The 15327-nt window shown below is 67.3% G+C and carries 15 protein-coding genes; 5 read left to right on the top strand and 10 right to left on the bottom strand.

Annotated features, from left to right (window positions below):
• Positions 1-96: 96 nt before the first annotated feature.
• Entirely contained in the window at positions 97-951 is an 855-nt protein-coding gene (locus ACS8Y6_RS16790) for an AraC family transcriptional regulator (protein ID WP_440856092.1), read from the bottom strand.
• A gap of 559 nt (positions 952-1510) precedes the next feature.
• Here ACS8Y6_RS16790 and ACS8Y6_RS16785 point away from each other — a divergent pair.
• Positions 1511-2896, top strand: coding sequence for a purine-cytosine permease family protein (locus tag ACS8Y6_RS16785; RefSeq protein ID WP_440851176.1), 1386 nt, complete (start codon positions 1511-1513; stop codon positions 2894-2896).
• A gap of 188 nt (positions 2897-3084) precedes the next feature.
• Here ACS8Y6_RS16785 and ACS8Y6_RS16780 read toward each other — a convergent pair whose 3' ends face one another.
• From ACS8Y6_RS16780 to ACS8Y6_RS16760, 5 genes are all read right to left on the bottom strand, one after another.
• Positions 3085-3591 carry a hypothetical protein gene (locus tag ACS8Y6_RS16780; protein WP_440851175.1) on the bottom strand — a complete coding sequence of 169 codons (507 nt, stop codon included), beginning with the start codon at positions 3589-3591 and terminating at the stop codon, positions 3085-3087.
• Positions 3592-3873: 282 nt separating this feature from the next.
• Positions 3874-5022, bottom strand: coding sequence for a galactonate dehydratase (gene dgoD, locus ACS8Y6_RS16775; protein ID WP_440851174.1), 1149 nt, complete (start codon positions 5020-5022; stop codon positions 3874-3876).
• A gap of 58 nt (positions 5023-5080) precedes the next feature.
• Positions 5081-5704, bottom strand: a complete 624-nt coding sequence (locus ACS8Y6_RS16770; RefSeq protein ID WP_440851173.1) for a 2-dehydro-3-deoxy-6-phosphogalactonate aldolase — start codon at positions 5702-5704, stop codon at positions 5081-5083.
• A 29-nt stretch (positions 5705-5733) separates the two neighbouring features.
• Positions 5734-6705 carry a 2-dehydro-3-deoxygalactonokinase gene (locus ACS8Y6_RS16765; protein ID WP_440851172.1) on the bottom strand — a complete coding sequence of 324 codons (972 nt, stop codon included), beginning with the start codon at positions 6703-6705 and terminating at the stop codon, positions 5734-5736.
• 54 nt (positions 6706-6759) lie between these two features.
• Complete coding sequence (locus ACS8Y6_RS16760; RefSeq protein WP_440856091.1) at positions 6760-7887, bottom strand: AbrB family transcriptional regulator; 1128 nt, start codon at positions 7885-7887, stop codon at positions 6760-6762.
• Between the two features lie 233 nt (positions 7888-8120).
• Between ACS8Y6_RS16760 and ACS8Y6_RS16755 the strand changes: the two genes are divergently transcribed.
• From ACS8Y6_RS16755 to ACS8Y6_RS16745, 3 genes are all read left to right on the top strand, one after another.
• Entirely contained in the window at positions 8121-9035 is a 915-nt protein-coding gene (locus ACS8Y6_RS16755; RefSeq protein ID WP_440851170.1) for a 3-keto-5-aminohexanoate cleavage protein, read from the top strand.
• A complete protein-coding gene (locus ACS8Y6_RS16750; protein WP_440851169.1) occupies positions 9032-10021 on the top strand; it encodes a 3-hydroxyacyl-CoA dehydrogenase NAD-binding domain-containing protein in 990 nt (329 codons plus the stop codon). The genes ACS8Y6_RS16755 and ACS8Y6_RS16750 overlap by 4 nt, the downstream gene beginning before the upstream one ends.
• A 204-nt stretch (positions 10022-10225) precedes the next feature.
• Positions 10226-10690 (top strand): thioesterase family protein, encoded by a 465-nt coding sequence (locus tag ACS8Y6_RS16745; RefSeq protein ID WP_440851168.1) that lies wholly within the window; start codon positions 10226-10228, stop codon positions 10688-10690.
• A gap of 301 nt (positions 10691-10991) precedes the next feature.
• Here the strand turns inward: ACS8Y6_RS16745 and ACS8Y6_RS16740 are convergent, their stop codons facing one another.
• From ACS8Y6_RS16740 to ACS8Y6_RS16725, 4 genes are all read right to left on the bottom strand, one after another.
• Positions 10992-11960 carry a zinc-binding metallopeptidase family protein gene (locus tag ACS8Y6_RS16740; protein ID WP_440851167.1) on the bottom strand — a complete coding sequence of 323 codons (969 nt, stop codon included), beginning with the start codon at positions 11958-11960 and terminating at the stop codon, positions 10992-10994.
• A gap of 239 nt (positions 11961-12199) precedes the next feature.
• Complete coding sequence (locus ACS8Y6_RS16735) at positions 12200-13165, bottom strand: GlxA family transcriptional regulator (RefSeq protein ID WP_440856090.1); 966 nt, start codon at positions 13163-13165, stop codon at positions 12200-12202.
• A 50-nt stretch (positions 13166-13215) separates the two neighbouring features.
• Entirely contained in the window at positions 13216-13812 is a 597-nt protein-coding gene (locus tag ACS8Y6_RS16730; protein ID WP_440856089.1) for a hypothetical protein, read from the bottom strand.
• Positions 13813-13832: 20 nt separating this feature from the next.
• Positions 13833-14045, bottom strand: a complete 213-nt coding sequence (locus ACS8Y6_RS16725; RefSeq protein ID WP_440851164.1) for a hypothetical protein — start codon at positions 14043-14045, stop codon at positions 13833-13835.
• Between the two features lie 103 nt (positions 14046-14148).
• Between ACS8Y6_RS16725 and ACS8Y6_RS16720 the strand changes: the two genes are divergently transcribed.
• On the top strand, positions 14149-15093 hold the full coding sequence (locus ACS8Y6_RS16720; protein ID WP_440851163.1) for a pyridoxal-phosphate dependent enzyme: 945 nt from the start codon (positions 14149-14151) through the stop codon (positions 15091-15093).
• Positions 15094-15327 lie beyond the last annotated feature (234 nt).

Genomic DNA, 15327 nt, shown 5'->3' with positions numbered 1-15327 from the left:
GCGCCCGGCGCGGCCTCATCTGCCCCTGGCTTGTCGATGAACGCATGACTTCTCGACTCGAACGAAAACGTCCGGCGAGGATGCGCGCGGGCCGGGCTAGGCGTCTGGAATAGTCGTGCAGTGCCGGCGATACGCCGCGGGGCTCAGACGATAGGCGCGCTGGAACCAGCGCCCGAGATGCGATTGATCGGCGAAGCCGAGTGCGGCCGCGGTCTCGGCCGGGTCTTCGCCGGCCATCAAGCGACGGCGGGCGCGAACCAGCCGCAACTGAACGAGATACGCATGCGGCGGCATGCCATAAGCGGCCTTGAACACGCGCGTCGCGCGAAACCGGCTTACGCCGAGGGCATCGGCCAGATCGTCCAGGCCGATGTCGTCGGTTGCGTGCGCATGCAGATAATCCCGGGCCCGGACCGCCAGCGACGGCGGATCGTCGGCCCGCGCATCGGCCAGGCGCCAGTCAACGTGACGGCCCAGGGCCAGCAACAGGTCGTCGAGGGCGGCATGGCGCGCCATGCGCAAGTCGGCGTCGTGCAGCGCACCCACCGCCCGGCCGATGGCCGTCACCAGCCGGGCATCGCCGGCCAGCGTGGCATCGAACATGGGCTCGCCGGCCGATGGCGCGTCATCCATCAGCCGGCCCAGCCAGCATTCGAACCAGGCCGGTTCGATATACATCGTGCGATAGGTGAAGCCGCCGGCCTCCGGCGCATCGCCGTCGTGAATCTCGCCCGGGGTGAGCAGAAACGCCTGCCCCGGCGTACTCACATTGCGGCGGCCGCGGCAACGGAACTGTTGCACGCCGACCTCGGTCGCCCCCACGAGATACACGTCGTGCCAGTGCGGATCGTAGGCGTGGCCTTCGAAATGGGCGCGCAGCGTCTCGATGCCGGTCTCGGTATCGCGGCGCAGTTCGACCCAGTCGTTGGCGGTAGCGGACTTCAGCGACATCTCGGCACATGGTGTGGCATGGAAATCCAGGCCAAGCTAACCGGCCCCGGCCCAGCGGGCTAGAAGATTCGTGCAGAATTCGCTTGCAAGCCTGTGCCCATAGGGCGACGTGGCCTGCACTCAGGCCCGCCCTTCGAGGCGCTCGCCCGGGCCACAGGGCAGGACATTGAAGCTACCGGACACTCACCCGGATCGCAGGCAACCGCGCGAACGATGGCAAACTGTCGCCCATGACAAGCGTAAAGCAACGCCGGGTACAACCGACCTATCGGTATGGCCTCAATCCGTGCGGACCCGCGGCAACACGCGTGTACATGCCGCCGGATTCCGACCAACGCACGGCAAGGCATATAAAGCCTTCGCCTGGCCGGTTCGGCCTGGCGTGCGACGATGCCTGTCCGGGCCGGCGCCTGGCGGGCGGACATGCCGGCGGCGGACGCGCCTGCCGCCCTCCGCGCCCCGGTCATGTACACAACCGGGACGCCACCACCCGCCGGGCGCGCTGGCCCGAAATTTGCTGCGCATCTCCTGTTCCGACCGCCACTGCCGCGAGGCTGACGTGACCGATCTCCACAACGCCGACACCGAACTCGGCCCTCTTCGCCCCGGCCAATACGGCGACCGGGTCCTGGCCGTCGAGCCCGGAGGCATCGAACGCATCGCCGATACCGAACGGCACGGCCGCCCGCTGCAACTGTTCTGGACCTGGGCCTCGCCGAATCTGGAATTCGCCACCGCGTTTATCGGCGTGCTCGCGGTCGCGGTGTTCGGTCTTTCGTTCGGGTCGGCGATACTCGCGCTGGCGCTGGGCACCGGGCTGGGCGCCATCGCCCACGGTTTTCTCTCGGCTCGCGGGCCGCGTTACGGCGCCCCGCAAATGGTGCTGGGGCGCGCGGCCTTCGGCTACCGCGGCAACCTGCTGCCCGCCACGCTGATGGCGGTCACCGCCGGCATCGGCTGGTTCGCGGTCAACAGCGTGAGCGCGGCATTCGCGCTGAACGCCCTGACCGGTTTGTCCACCCTGGCCAGCCTGGTGGTGATCGTGGCCCTGCAAATCGCCATCGCATTCTTCGGCCACAATCTGGTGCAAACCTTTGAACGCTATGTCGTGCTGGCGCTGGGTCTGATCTTTGGCGTCGCCGCCGTCATCCTGTTTGCCAAGGCCCAGCCCGCGGCCCCGGGCCATCCCGTCCCCGGCGCGTTTTTGCTGACGATCGGCACGGCCTTCGGCTACAGCGCCGGCTGGAACCCCTATGCCGCCGACTACACCCGCTATCTACCGCGCGACACCAGCCCGCGCACGGTCGGGCTATTCGCCGGTAGCGGTCTGTTTGTCGCCTGCCTGGTCATGGAGGCCGCCGGCGCCGCCTCGGTCACCGCCGGCGGCACCTCGCTGAGCAATCCGGCGGGCGCCTTCACCAGCCAGCTGCCCCAGCCCGTGGCCGGACTGACACTGCTGGCGATCGCCGTCGGCGCGATCGCCGCCAATATACTGAACACCTATTCCGGCGCCATGGCCTTTTTGACCCTCGGCATTCGCCTGCCGCTGCGGCTGCGCCGGGCCGCCGTCGCCCTGGTTTTCGGCGCGCTCGGGTTTTTGCTGGCGTGGTCGGCGCTCGGCGACGCCGGCGACGAATACACCCAGTTTTTGCTGATCATCGCCTACTGGATCGGCCCCTGGCTGGGAGTGTTCTTCGCCGACCAGATCCTGCGCGGCGGCCAGGCCGTCGATGGCCTGCTCTACAACCGCCGCCATCGCGGTGCGGCCGGGGGGATCGCCATGGCCCTCGCCATGGCGATTTCCATCCTGCTGTTCTCCAACCAGGAACTGTTCACCGGCTGGGTCGTGCGACGCGTTCCTCAGATCGGCGACATCACCTTCCTGGCCGGCTTCATACTGGCCGCGGCCTCGTACACGCTCATGACACGCCGCGCACGCTATTAATCCGGCATCAAAACAGCTGACTTCATCCGCTGTTTTCAACGCCTTCAAAAATAAAAGCCGGCGCCTGTCCGTCTTTTATTTTCAAAGGCTTCGCGGCCGATGGCCGCGGCGAGCATGCGGTCGCATACGCGCGCTATCAACCCGAAAAATCATCTATTTCTGTGCCGGGTGAATAAGCGCTGGACACACTACGACGCCTTCAGCTTGAAGGTGACCGGCGGCCTGTTGTTCACTGAAACCTGTACCCGATACCGGCCCGGCGCCAGATGCACATTATTGCCGAAATGCATCGTGCTCCGGCCCTTGCCGGCAATCCACATCTGGGTGACCGGGAGCTTATGCCAATGCTCACCGTTCTGCTGTCGATAACGCATCGATACCTTGGCTTGCTCAACCGGCTGTCCATGCTTCGAGATGAATACCACCAGATGGTAATTCGGATGGGCCGGCCCGTTACGTCGCACCGGCGCGGCACCGGAACCGGTGACCATGGCACCGGCATGCGCGGGGTCATTGGCTTTGCTCGGCGCAACGAACGGCTCAGCGGGCAACAGATTCAGGTTGAGGGTGTAGGGTCCGGACTGGCGCGTCATCGAGTTGTGGTTGGACGCCGCGAGGGCCGTCGAGGCCGCCAGTAGACAGACGATCGCAATGATCGAGCGCGACACGAGGCTGACATTCGGTAGGGGCTGCATGGAGACTCTCCGTACGGTTTGTAAGCCAATCTACGCCCCGGGCCCGTCCGGCGACGCATTGAATGTTTGCGCGTCAGTCCACGGGCCCTTCGGCATGCGCCTCCGGGCACTGTAGCGGCGCGATCCGAGGCTCAGATTCTCCAACATTGCCATGACGAGGCAGAATGAATCGACGCCAAGCCGCAGGCACGACTCACCGCCGGAATAGCCGCCGATCGAGGCAGAGTCACCCATCGCGGCGCTGTCGGCAACGCGAAAGCCCTGAGCGAGGCCGGCCAACGTCTACCACTCGGCAAAACTGCCGTCGGCATGGCGCCAGATCGGGTTGCGCCAGCGGTGACCGACTTCCGCGCGTTCGCGGACGTAGTCCTCATTGATCTCCACCCCCAGGCCCGGCCCGTCCGGAATCGTCACGAAACCGTCCTCGTAGGCGAAGACTTCCGGATTGGTGATGTAGTCGAGGATGTCGTTGGACTGGTTGTAGTGAATGCCCAGCGACTGTTCCTGGATGAAGGCGTTGTAGCACACGGCATCGAGCTGCAGGTTGACCGCCAGCGCGATCGGGCCCAGCGGACAATGCAGCGCCAGCGCCACGTCGTAGGCCTCGGCCATGGCCGCGATCTTGCGCGTCTCCGTGATGCCGCCGGAATGCGAGGGATCGGGCTGGATGATGTCGACGTGCCCGCCCGCCAGGATCGGCTTGAAGTCCCAGCGCGAGAACAGCCGCTCGCCGAGCGCGATCGGCGTGCTGGTCAGCGCGGCCAGCTCGGGCAACGCCTCGTAATGCTCGGAGAGCACCGGCTCTTCGATGAACATCAGGTTGTATTGTTCGAGTTCGTGCATCAGCACCTTGGCCATGGGCTTGTGCACGCGGCCATGGAAATCCACACCGATGCCGAAGTGCGCGCCGACCGCGTCGCGAATCGCCGCCACGTTGTCCAGCACGCCATCGACCTTGGCGTGGGAGTCGATGAACTGCATCTCTTCCGAGGCATTCATCTTGATCGCGGAAAAGCCGAGTCCGGCGCGTTCCTTCGCCATGGCCGCGGTATCGCCCGGCCGGTCGCCGCCGATCCAGGAATAGACCTTGATCCGATCGCGCAGCTTGCCGCCCAGCAGTTCATGCACCGGCACGCCCAGCGCCTTGCCCTTGATATCCCAAAGGGCTTGATCGATACCGGCCAGCGCGCTCATGTGGATCGGCCCGCCGCGATAGAACCCGCCGCGATAAAGCACGGTCCAGTGGTCCTCGATCCGGCGCGGATCGGCGCCGATCAGGTAGTCGGAAAGTTCGTCGACCATCGCCGCCACGGCCGCCGCCCGCCCCTCGACCACCGGCTCGCCCCAGCCGACGATGCCCTCGTCGGTGGAGATCTTGAGAAAACACCAGCGCGGCGGGACGAGAAAGGTTTCGAGTTTCGTGATTTTCATAGGCTTCCTGTCGGCCCTTAAATCATTGCCAGGACCGCTTGCGGACAATCTTGATTTTTCAGCGTGAGATTCGCGCCCACGCGGCAGCGAATGCACGAGCGTTGGCGGCGACGGTGTCGGCATCCATGCCCGCCTTGTACAAAGCCGAGCCCAGGCCGAAGCCGGTCGCCCCGGCCGTCACGAACGCCTGCATGTTGTCGGGGTCGATGCCGCCGACCGGCATCAACGGCACCTCCGCCGGCACCACCGCCCGCCAGGCCTTGACCACGTTCGGGCCGATCGCCTCGGCCGGGAACAGTTTCAGGGCATGCGCGCCGGCGTCGAGCGCGGCGAAGCCCTCGGTCGGCGTGGCCACGCCGGGTGCGCTGGCCAGCCCGGTGCGCACCGTGGCCTCGATCACGCTTGTCTTGGCATTGGGCGAAACAATGATGCGCCCGCCCGCGTCCCGCACCTGGCCGACCTGCTCGGGCTGCAGCACCGTGCCGGCCCCCACCAGCGCGGCCGCGCCCAGTTTCGTCGATAGCCTTTCGATACTGATCAACGGCTCGGGCGAGTTGAGCGGAATCTCGATCACGCGGAAGCCGGCGTCGAACAGCGCCTGGCCCACCGCCTCGATCTCGCTCGGCTTCACGCCGCGCAGAATCGCGATCAGCGGCAGGTCTTTAAGATAATCGTTGAGCATGAGGGCGCCTCCGGCGCATGGAAATCGAATCAGGTGGTCACCAGCCCGGCGGCCGCGGCGATACGCCACAACCCCAGGCGAGCGGCATCCGGGATCTCGGCGACATCGTCGACATCGAACCGTGCCAGCGCGCGGCGATAGCGGGCACACAATGCCGCGTCGCCGATCAGGCGCAGCGGCGGCACGCCGTCGAGACCGACGATCGCACTCCGCAGTTCATCGCCGATCAACAGGCCCGACAGGTAATCGGGCGTGGCGTCGGCTGTGATCTCGCCGGCCAGCATCCGGCTACGGGTGGAAAACAGCGCGGCGGCAAGGCCGGCGTGCCCCGTCGCGCGCGCCGTGTCCACGCCCAGATCGAACGCGACGGCATCAAAACCGGTCTCGCGCTCGCCCGCCGGCTTGCCGAGGATGGAGTGCCGACGCAGGACCGCGAACAACTCGCCGGTCATGTAGGTGGTGAAAGCCGCGAGCCGATGATCGGCGATATGCACCCACTTGCAATGAGTGCCCGGCAACACCAGCAGGCCGCGCCCGGCCAGCTCGGGGGCCACGGCCAGCGCACCCAGCACCTGGGTTTCCTCGCCGCGCATGACGTCGGGCAAGGCGCGCCCGCCGGGCGGCTGCATCACACCGGGCACCACATGCAGCGCCACCGGGTCGGCGTCGATCCGTAGCAGCCGGTCGGCCAGCCCGGCAAGCTCGGCCGGGCAATCGACATAAGCCGCCTCGGCCCAGCCGCCGCGGCTGCCGATCATGCCGCAGGCCAGCGCCGGCAGCTCGCCGTGCGCGGCGACCCAGTCGCCAATGAGCTCGCGGTAGACGCCGGCGAAATCGCCGTTGTCGACCTGCATGATGCCGCGGCGCGCCGTGCGCGCGTCGATCACTTCGCCATCGTCGCCAAGCAGCCAGGCGCGCAGCGACGAGGTGCCCCAATCGAGCGCGACAAGACGCGCCGTATTCGCGGATTTGTCGTCCATACGCGTTAGTTTACCCAGCATACTCGCTCGCCGCGATCCGGATGCCCCGAATGCGGGCGACAGGCAGGCGTCAGTTCATGCGCGGTCGGCGGCATGGTACCCGCTCCAGCGTGTCAGCATGCGCGCCAGGAACGGCCCGGTGAGCATGACGGCGAAGAACCGCGCCAGCTGCATGGCCATGATGTAGGCGACGTCCACATGTGTGGAACTGGCGATGATCGCCACCGTATCGGCGCCGCCCGGGCTGGTGGCCAGATAAGCGGTCAGCGGTGCCACGCCGGCGAACACGACCAGTAACACGGCGATCCCGCCGCAGACCAGAACCAGGATCAGGATCGACGCGATCACCGCCGGCAGGGCGCGCACCGCGTGCGACAGCGTCGATCGGGTGAAGCGCATGCCGATGCCCCAGCCCACGAAGGCGAAGCTCACCGCCAGCAGGGGCAAGGGCAGTTCGAGTTTCAGCCCCAATAGATCCTGGGCGAGCGCGGCGATCACGATGGCGGCCAGCAACGGCCCGGCCGGCGTACGCAGCAAACGGGCGACGACGAACCCGACAGCCACAACCAGCAACGTCCCGCCCTGCCCCGCCACACTCGACGGCCACCATGACCCGGCGCCGCCGCCGTCGGCCGATGGCGCGAGCACCGCCGCCAGAATCGAGGCCGCGGACGCCACGATCACCACCCGCGTGTACTGCATGAACGCCACCAGTCGCGCGTCGGCGCCGTAGGCCGAAGACATCAGCGTCATCGCCACCGCGGCGCCGGGCGACACACCCCAGATCGCGGTCGGCCCGGGCAGGACCTGCCACTTGGTGAGCAGCCACCCGATGATCAGGCTCACGGCGATGACCGAGAACACACCGCCCAGAAAAACCGGCCACTGGGCGCCGATTTCGGTGAGAATCGGCAGCGTGATGGTGCGCGCGATCAGGCAGCCGATCACCGCCTGGGACAGCTGAAACGGCACGCGCGGCACAGCGACCGCGCCACCGGCGACCGAAAGCGCGATCGCCGCGATCATCGGGCCCAGCAGGAAGCCCGCCGGCAAGCCGCACCAGCGCAGCGCGACCCCGAGCACGAGCGACACCCCGATCAGCAATATCCAGCGCCCTGGCGCCGGCCCATGGCGCATGCGTTGTATTGCCCCGCTCACGAACAGGCCGCGCCGCCGCATCGCGCCGACGCGGGTGGGCGGCACGAGTTGCATCGTGAGTCGAGCACGGCATCGGACATGGGCGGCGCACGTAAAACGCGTGGTGAGCGCGCAGATAGTGCGCGTCATTGGGCTATACAGCAATTCCGGGCCGTTCCGCGCGCAAGCAAGCATCAGCCCGGAGCCGTCGCTTTTCGCACAAAAACCGACGCTTCACGCAGATCGCGCGCGGCGCCTGGAGATCATACTCCGGCCACGATCCACCGACCGAGGCCTGCATGAACACCCAGGTGATTCTGACCTGTGCGGTTACCGGCGCCGGCGACACACGCGGCAAGAACCCGAACGTGCCGGTCACCCCGGCCGAAATCGCGACCGCCTGCATCGAGGCCGCCGAAGCCGGGGCCTCGATCGCGCATGTGCATGTCCGCGATCCGGAGACCGGCGCGCACAGCCATAAACGTGAATATTTCCGCGAAATCGCCGATCGCGTGCGCGATTCGGCCACCGACGTCGTGCTCAACTTCACCGCCGGCGGAGGCGGCGATCTGTTCCCGGAACTGACCGGCGCCGAAGGCGAGGACCGCCAGATTCGCGCCGCCGCCGGTTCCGACCTGCAGAGCCCGTCCGAACGTCATGCGCCGATCGGCGAGATGCTGCCCGAAATCTGCACGCTGGACTGCGGCAGCCTCAACTTCGGCGACATGGTGTACCTCAACTCGGCCGACTGGCTGCGCGAGCATGCCGCGCTGGTCCAGGCCGCCGGCGTAAAACCGGAGCTGGAATGCTTCGATCTCGGCCATGTCTGGTTCGCCCGCCGGCTGATCGACGAAGGCCTGATCGACGGCGACCCATTGTTCCAGCTCTGTCTCGGCATTCCCTGGGGTGCGGAAGCCGATCCGCAGACCGTGCTTGCCATGCGCGACAAACTGCCGGCGAACGCCCACTGGGCCGCCTTCGGCATCGGCCGCATGCAGATGCCCATGGTCGCCCAGGCCATGATCGCCGGCGGCCACTGCCGCGTGGGCCTGGAGGACAATCTGTATCTGTCGAAGGGTGTGAAGGCCGACAACGCCGGGCTCGTCGACAAGGCGCGCGCGATCATCGAAGCCCTGGGCGGCGACGTCATGAGCCCGCAGGACACGCGCAATCGTCTGGCCCTGCGCGGCGCGAACACCGGGAGCGCGGCATGAACGAATCAACCGAGAAACAGGCTATCGTGCCCAGGCACGTCGCCATCGTTGGCACCGGTGTCATCGGCTGCGGCTGGGCCGTGCGCGCGCTGGCCGCCGGGGCCGAGGTCGTGGCCTACGACACCGACGTCGAGACCGCGCGCCGCCGGCTGGCCCGGACCCTCGACATCGCCTGGCCATCGCTGGAAAAGCGCGGCCTGGCGGCCCACGCCGATCGCGGCAACTGGCGCGTGACCGACGATCTCGATGCCGCGGTCGCGGATGCCGATCTGGTGCAGGAAAACGTGCCGGAGCGGCTCGAACTCAAGCAGACCGTGCTATCGCACATCGACGGCGCCACGCCGCTGGATACGCTGATCGGCTCGTCCACCTCCGGTATCAAGCCAACCCCACTCGCCGCCGGCTGCGGTCATGCCCCGGAACGCGTCTTCGTCGCCCACCCGTTCAACCCGGTCTATCTGTTGCCGCTGGTGGAAATCGTGGGCGGCGAACGGACCGCGCCCGACATGATCCAGACCGCGCAGGCGATGTATCGCGGCCTGGGCATGCGCCCGCTGGTCGTACGCCGCGAGATCGAGGGCCATATCGCCGACCGGCTGATGGAAGCGCTCTGGCGCGAGGCGTTGCACCTGGTCAACGACGGCGTCGCGACCACGGAAGAAATCGATGCCGCCGTGGTCTATGGCGCCGGCCTGCGCTGGTCGCTGATGGGTACCTTCCTCACCTTCCATCTGGCCGGCGGCGAACAGGGCATGCGGCACATGCTCGAACAATTCGGCCCGGCCCTGAAGCTGCCCTGGACCAGACTGGAAGCCCCGGAGCTGACCGACAAACTGATCGATCGCGTGGTCGCGGGCTGCGAGCATCAGGCCGGCGGCCGCTCGGTCGCCCGGCTCGAGCATCGGCGCGACGCGTTCCTGACCGACCTGCTCGCCCTGGTCGAGAAATACTGGCCGGAATCCGAAGGCCTGCCCGGGCGCATCTAGGTTGGGAGACCGCTTCTTTTCTATGCCGCGGATTACGCCGATTGCTGCCGGCGGCGTCGATATTTCCGGACGGGTACTTGATGCTCGTCGACTATCGGCAATGTTCGCCGCCGGCATCCGACCCGAATAATCCGAGTATTGTTCGGCGAAACCCGTCTAATCTGCGGCTCGCACGCCGGCCTCCGTCTTTCGAAACACCAAGCCATGGATCACGTCATTCTCGAAACCTGCGTCGCCCCGGAATGGGTGGATTACAACGGCCACATGAACGATGCCGAGTACGCCCGCGTATTCTCGCTCGCGGTGGACGCGTTCTGGGAAGCGATCGGCCTGACCGAGGCCGCGCGCGATGCCACCGGCGTGACCACATTCACGCTGGAGTCGCATGTCTGTTTTCTCGCCGAATGCGTAGCCGCCGAACCGCTCACCGTGAAACTTGCCGTGCTCGACCGCGACGCCAAGCGGTTTCATCTATTCCTCGCCCTTCATCGTGGTGACGGTCACCTGGCCGCCACCAGCGAACAGATGCTCATGGCCATCGACCGGGCCACGCACCGTGGCACGGCATTCCCCGATCACGTCGCGTGGGCGGCCGATGGCTACGGCCAGCGGGCGCATGGGCAATGGCCCGAGCAGGCAGGGCGGACGATCGGAATTCGGCGCAGGTAACACCCCGATCATGCCGGTGATGCGTACCCCTCACGGGGCGGCCCGGTACCCATTACCCAAGCCGACATCGGCAGCGCGAGTCCCCGAGCCGGCCATACCGACACGGCATGGGCCAACGCCAACCCAACAGCCGCGCCGGTCAGCCCGTTGTCGGCTTACGGCCTACGGCCCAAGCCGACCTACTTCAACTGCGCCCGGGCAAACCCCAATACAGTCCGGGCCCGGAATGTGCGGGCGTCGGGCGCCCGGATGCCGCGCCGTTGACACAGCGAGGCAGACACGCTGCACGAATCCGCCGCGCTCACCACCCCTGCGCCCCCCGCCGCAACCATTCATGCACGAAGGTCAACTTGCGATTGACCGGCGCCGAGAGCATGAACGGATACAGATCCGGCAATCCCATGGAGCGGTTGACGTGGTTCACGCTCATCGCGAGCGCCGCGCCGACGTGGATCAGCCGCGCGGTGTCGGTTTCGGCATAGGGGTTCCAGTTCGGCGCCGGCAGATACGGCGACCCCAGTCCGGCGGCGATGAAGCTGTCGGTGATGTCGGTCAGATGGAGCAGGTGCGACGTCGTCTCGGCCCAGTCCTCGTGCGGATGCGCCGAGGCATAACTCGAAATGAACCGCTCGCCCCAGTCGACCGGCGGGCCGTGGTTGTAATGCCGGCCGAGCGCCTCGGTGTAATCCGCGCGTTCGTCGCCGAACATGTCGCGAAACGCGTCGATAAAATCGGCACGCAGCGCCAGTCGCCACCAGAGCATGTGCGCGATTTCGTGGCGCATATGGCCGATCATGGTGCGATACGGTTCGCCCAGGGCCTGACGGCGCTTCGTGCGCACGACCGGATCGGCCTCGGAGACGCTGATGGTGACCACGCCCTGGCCATGGCCCATCGGCGCCGGCTGGTCGTTGGCGTCGGCCAGCATATGAAAAGTCGGCCGTGTGCCCGGGTCCTCCGGCCGAAACCACTGCCAGCGGCCGAGATTATCCAGTACCCAGCGCTTGGCGAGTTCGGTTTCGGCCCAGTCCGGGATGGCGTTAGCCAACGATGGATCGGGCGCGAGTGCGGTCATGGCACAGGCGCGGCAGAAGGCGCCGTGCTCCGGCGCGATCCAGTTGCAGCCAATGCGCTCGCGATTGGCACAGAACGGCGGGGCCGGGATGAACGCCCGCGCCTGCGGATCGTAGGCCACCGGCGTGCCCTGGGCGGTCGTGAGGTTGTCGAACCAGAGTGGCCCCGGGCCGACGGGATTATCGAAAACATGCATAGGCGAGCACTTGCGGAAGACGAGGATCCGATGGACCGTAACGACACCAATGTACGCGCTTCGGGGCCAATCCACGGGCCCGGGCCGGCACGGGGCGTGCCTGTGCGGTGTGTTGCGCGGCGCCGGCGGCCCGGTTTCATACGCGATCCCGCCATCCTCGCCGGCCGATCGCCGCCTGGGGCCCGGACGCCAACCCGGTAACAGCGCGGACCGGCGCTCGAGCGGGCGCGCCCCGCCGGCTATCCGGTCTGCCGTCGATATCGCCACACCGAGGGCGAAACGCCGAATTGCTGTCGGAATGCTCTCGAGAACGTGGTCGTCGATGCAAAGCCGGAGGCCGCCGCGATTTCGGTCATCGAGCGGTCGGTTTCCTCGATCAGCGTGGCCGCATGGTCCAGGCGCAGGCGTCGATACCAGGCGCCGGGCGTGGCCTGCAGTTCGGCCTCGAACAGGCGTTGCAACTGACGCGGCGAACGGGCGGTACGCCGGGCGATGACCGCCAGCGGCAATGGCGTTTCGAGATGATTTTCCATCAGCGCCACCGCCTGGACCAACGGCGGACTGTGAATACCGAGGCGCTTGACGATGGATTGACGCTGCCGGGCGTCGGGGTCGCGGGCGCGATCGTGGATGAGCTGCTCGGCGACAGCCCGGGCCAGTACCGGGCCATGGTCGGCCGCGATTCCGGCCAGCGCCATGTCCGTGGCGGCCATGCCGCCGGCACAGGAAAACCGGCGTGGGCCGATTTCGTACAGCGACTCCACCGCCGCCACCAGCGGAAACCGCTCGCGAAAAGCCGGCAGGCTCTCCCAGTGCAGCGTCACGCGGTGGCCGTCGAGCAACCCGGCCGCGGCCAGCGCGAAACAACCGGTGTCGATCCCGCCAAGTATCGCGCCCGCCGCGTCACAGCGGCGCAGCCAGCGCGCCAGGGCGCGGCTGGGCACGCCGGTTTCAAGAAAACCGCTGCAGATCGCCAACCGGGCCGGCATCGCAGCCCGGTCGATGCCGGCATCGGGCAGCACACGCATGCCGTTCGACGCGGCCACGGCCCCACCCGACTCGCTCAGCAGCCGCCAGGCATACAAATCCGCACCGGCCAGACGATTGGCAATACGAAACGGCTCCGTGGCCGCCACGAACGCCATCATCGAAAAGCCGTCGATCAACAGATAGCTGGTCTTGGCAGGCGTGGCCGCCGAGTTCATGCGCGCTTCAAAGCCCTCGGCGAGGCTCGCCGCTATCGTCGCGCATCACTCTACTGGCCATGGCCGCTTGCCGGTATCGCATGCCCCGGGCCATCGAGGTTCGGTATCAACGGCGTGCGCGCGGCGGCGGCCCCGTTGTCGTCGACCGGCACATAGCCGCCCCCGGCATATTGCATGCGCTGGCCATGCGAGCCCCCGGCGTCGCCCACCGTGGTGACCCACAGATCGTGCCAGCCGTGATGGCGTTGATCGAGTTCGTAAACCGGCGCGCGGGCCGTGGGAATACGCGAGACCGCTTGGTAGCGATCGCCGTCGCGCGCGAGGACGTACAGATCGCAACCCTGCGCGCAGCCCGAGGGACCGGTGACATAAACCACCGCCTCGCGCTTGCCGTCGCCGTTGAGGTCGACGAACCGAGCGTGGTAGCGCAACGGGTGCACGCTGCTGTCGGCATAAATCGTGGCCAGTGCCTCGGTCAGACGCTGCCGGTCATCGGCGTTGCGAGCGGCCGGTGTAGCCTTGAAGGCAGCGGCCTGCCTGGCCCGCTTGTGGTGCCCGTCGCCGCTGTTCGAGAGCGCCGCACAGCCCGACAGCAGCGCGCTGGCGACGACGAGGTCGGCCACGGCATACATCGCGACTGCTCTCATGCTGCGAACCCGCCGCATGGTCAACCGACGGTAACGGTGTGGTCGTCCCCGGCGATCAGGGGCAGATCGTAGTCGGTCGCCTCGGACACCGTCACCGTATAGGTGCCGGGCCCGTGTTCGGCGGCGTACGCCTTGGCCGCCAGGTCCGCCGCATCCTCGGCACTGGCGGCTTCCACGATTGTCTCATCGCCGCCCAGTTCGCAGATATAGCGCAGCACCATCGGTTCTTCCATCACGCACTCCATCGGATTGAACCACCGCCGGACCGGAAAAGGCCACCCGATTCCCGGCCCTGCATGGCAGTATGCGGATTCCTGCCCCGAACTAAAGACACGAATGACGCGCCCCACCGCTGCCGACCTGGTTGCCGCCCGCCAGCGCATCGCCGAACACATCCATCGCACCCCGGTACTGACCTGCCGCACGCTCGACCGGGCCGCTGGCGCGGCGCTGTTCTTCAAATGCGAGAACTTCCAGAAAACCGGCGCGTTCAAGGCACGCGGGGCAACCAACGCGGTGTTCTCGCTGGGCCCCGAACAGGCCGCGCGCGGGGTCGCCACCCACTCCAGCGGCAACCACGGCCAGGCCCTGGCCCGCGCTGCGGCCGCGCGCGGCATCGCCGCCACCGTGGTCATGCCGAAAACCGCGCCGAAGCCCAAGATCGACGCGGTCCGCGGCTACGGCGCCGACGTCATCTTCTGCGCACCGACCAACGCCGCGCGCCAGGCCGCGCTCGATGCGTTCGTCGGCCAAACCGGCGCCGAGTTCATCGCCCCGTATGACGATGCGCGCGTCATCGCCGGACAGGCCAGCTGCGCCGCCGAACTCATCGAGGAGGTCCCCGATCTGGACGCGGTGATCGCGCCGGTGGGCGGCGGCGGCCTGCTCAGCGGCACCGCGCTCACCGTCGCCGCCCACGCGCCGCATATCGCGGTCCACGGCGGCGAACCGGCCGCGGCCGACGACGCCGCCCGTTCGCTGGAGAGCGGCGAGCGCTGCGGCAATGACGCGCCGGACACCGTCGCCGACGGCCTCAAGGCCTCACTCGGCGCCATCACCTGGCCAATCGTGCGCGACCATGTCGCCGCCATCACGCGTGTTTCGGAAGACGAGATCATCGCCGCCATGCGGCTGATCTGGCAGCGCATGAAGATCATCGTCGAGCCGTCCTGCGCCGTGGCACTCGCCGCCGTTCTCGCCGCGCCCGAGCAGTTCGAAAACCGGCGCGTCGGCGTGATTCTCACCGGCGGCAACGTCGATATCGATCGCCTGCCCTGGTAGGGCGTCGCACGGCCACCCGCGGCGGCACGTGCAAGCCACTTGTAGGCGGTCTCGCGACTGATACCAAAGCGTCGGGCCAATGCCGATACGCTGATGCCCTGGCTTTGCGCCAGCGCTACGAACGCGGTACGTGAGGTCATCGATGTGGTTTCCTTCCAGGGCATGATGTGGCACCTCGATACGCCAACGATCAGCGTCGAGGTGTAACCCATGTCCTGGCACATCTGTTACCTA

The sequence above is a fragment of the Salinisphaera sp. RV14 genome (assembly GCF_052044135.1).
Lineage (GTDB): Bacteria > Pseudomonadota > Gammaproteobacteria > Nevskiales > Salinisphaeraceae > Salinisphaera.
This window is presented reverse-complemented; position numbering and strand designations above follow the sequence as displayed.

What these genes read in the sequence shown, in the direction of transcription:
- ACS8Y6_RS16790 (WP_440856092.1), bottom strand. Translation starts at nt 951, where the DNA reads ATGTCGCTGAAGTCCGCTACCGCCAACGACTGGGTCGAACTGCGCCGC.
- ACS8Y6_RS16780 (WP_440851175.1), bottom strand. Translation starts at nt 3,591, where the DNA reads ATGCAGCCCCTACCGAATGTCAGCCTCGTGTCGCGCTCGATCATTGCG.
- dgoD (WP_440851174.1), bottom strand. Translation starts at nt 5,022, where the DNA reads ATGAAAATCACGAAACTCGAAACCTTTCTCGTCCCGCCGCGCTGGTGT.
- ACS8Y6_RS16770 (WP_440851173.1), bottom strand. Translation starts at nt 5,704, where the DNA reads ATGCTCAACGATTATCTTAAAGACCTGCCGCTGATCGCGATTCTGCGC.
- ACS8Y6_RS16765 (WP_440851172.1), bottom strand. Translation starts at nt 6,705, where the DNA reads ATGCTGGGTAAACTAACGCGTATGGACGACAAATCCGCGAATACGGCG.
- ACS8Y6_RS16755 (WP_440851170.1), top strand. Translation starts at nt 8,121, where the DNA reads ATGAACACCCAGGTGATTCTGACCTGTGCGGTTACCGGCGCCGGCGAC.
- ACS8Y6_RS16750 (WP_440851169.1), top strand. Translation starts at nt 9,032, where the DNA reads ATGAACGAATCAACCGAGAAACAGGCTATCGTGCCCAGGCACGTCGCC.
- ACS8Y6_RS16745 (WP_440851168.1), top strand. Translation starts at nt 10,226, where the DNA reads ATGGATCACGTCATTCTCGAAACCTGCGTCGCCCCGGAATGGGTGGAT.
- ACS8Y6_RS16740 (WP_440851167.1), bottom strand. Translation starts at nt 11,960, where the DNA reads ATGCATGTTTTCGATAATCCCGTCGGCCCGGGGCCACTCTGGTTCGAC.
- ACS8Y6_RS16735 (WP_440856090.1), bottom strand. Translation starts at nt 13,165, where the DNA reads ATGAACTCGGCGGCCACGCCTGCCAAGACCAGCTATCTGTTGATCGAC.
- ACS8Y6_RS16730 (WP_440856089.1), bottom strand. Translation starts at nt 13,812, where the DNA reads ATGAGAGCAGTCGCGATGTATGCCGTGGCCGACCTCGTCGTCGCCAGC.
- ACS8Y6_RS16725 (WP_440851164.1), bottom strand. Translation starts at nt 14,045, where the DNA reads ATGGAAGAACCGATGGTGCTGCGCTATATCTGCGAACTGGGCGGCGAT.
- ACS8Y6_RS16720 (WP_440851163.1), top strand. Translation starts at nt 14,149, where the DNA reads ATGACGCGCCCCACCGCTGCCGACCTGGTTGCCGCCCGCCAGCGCATC.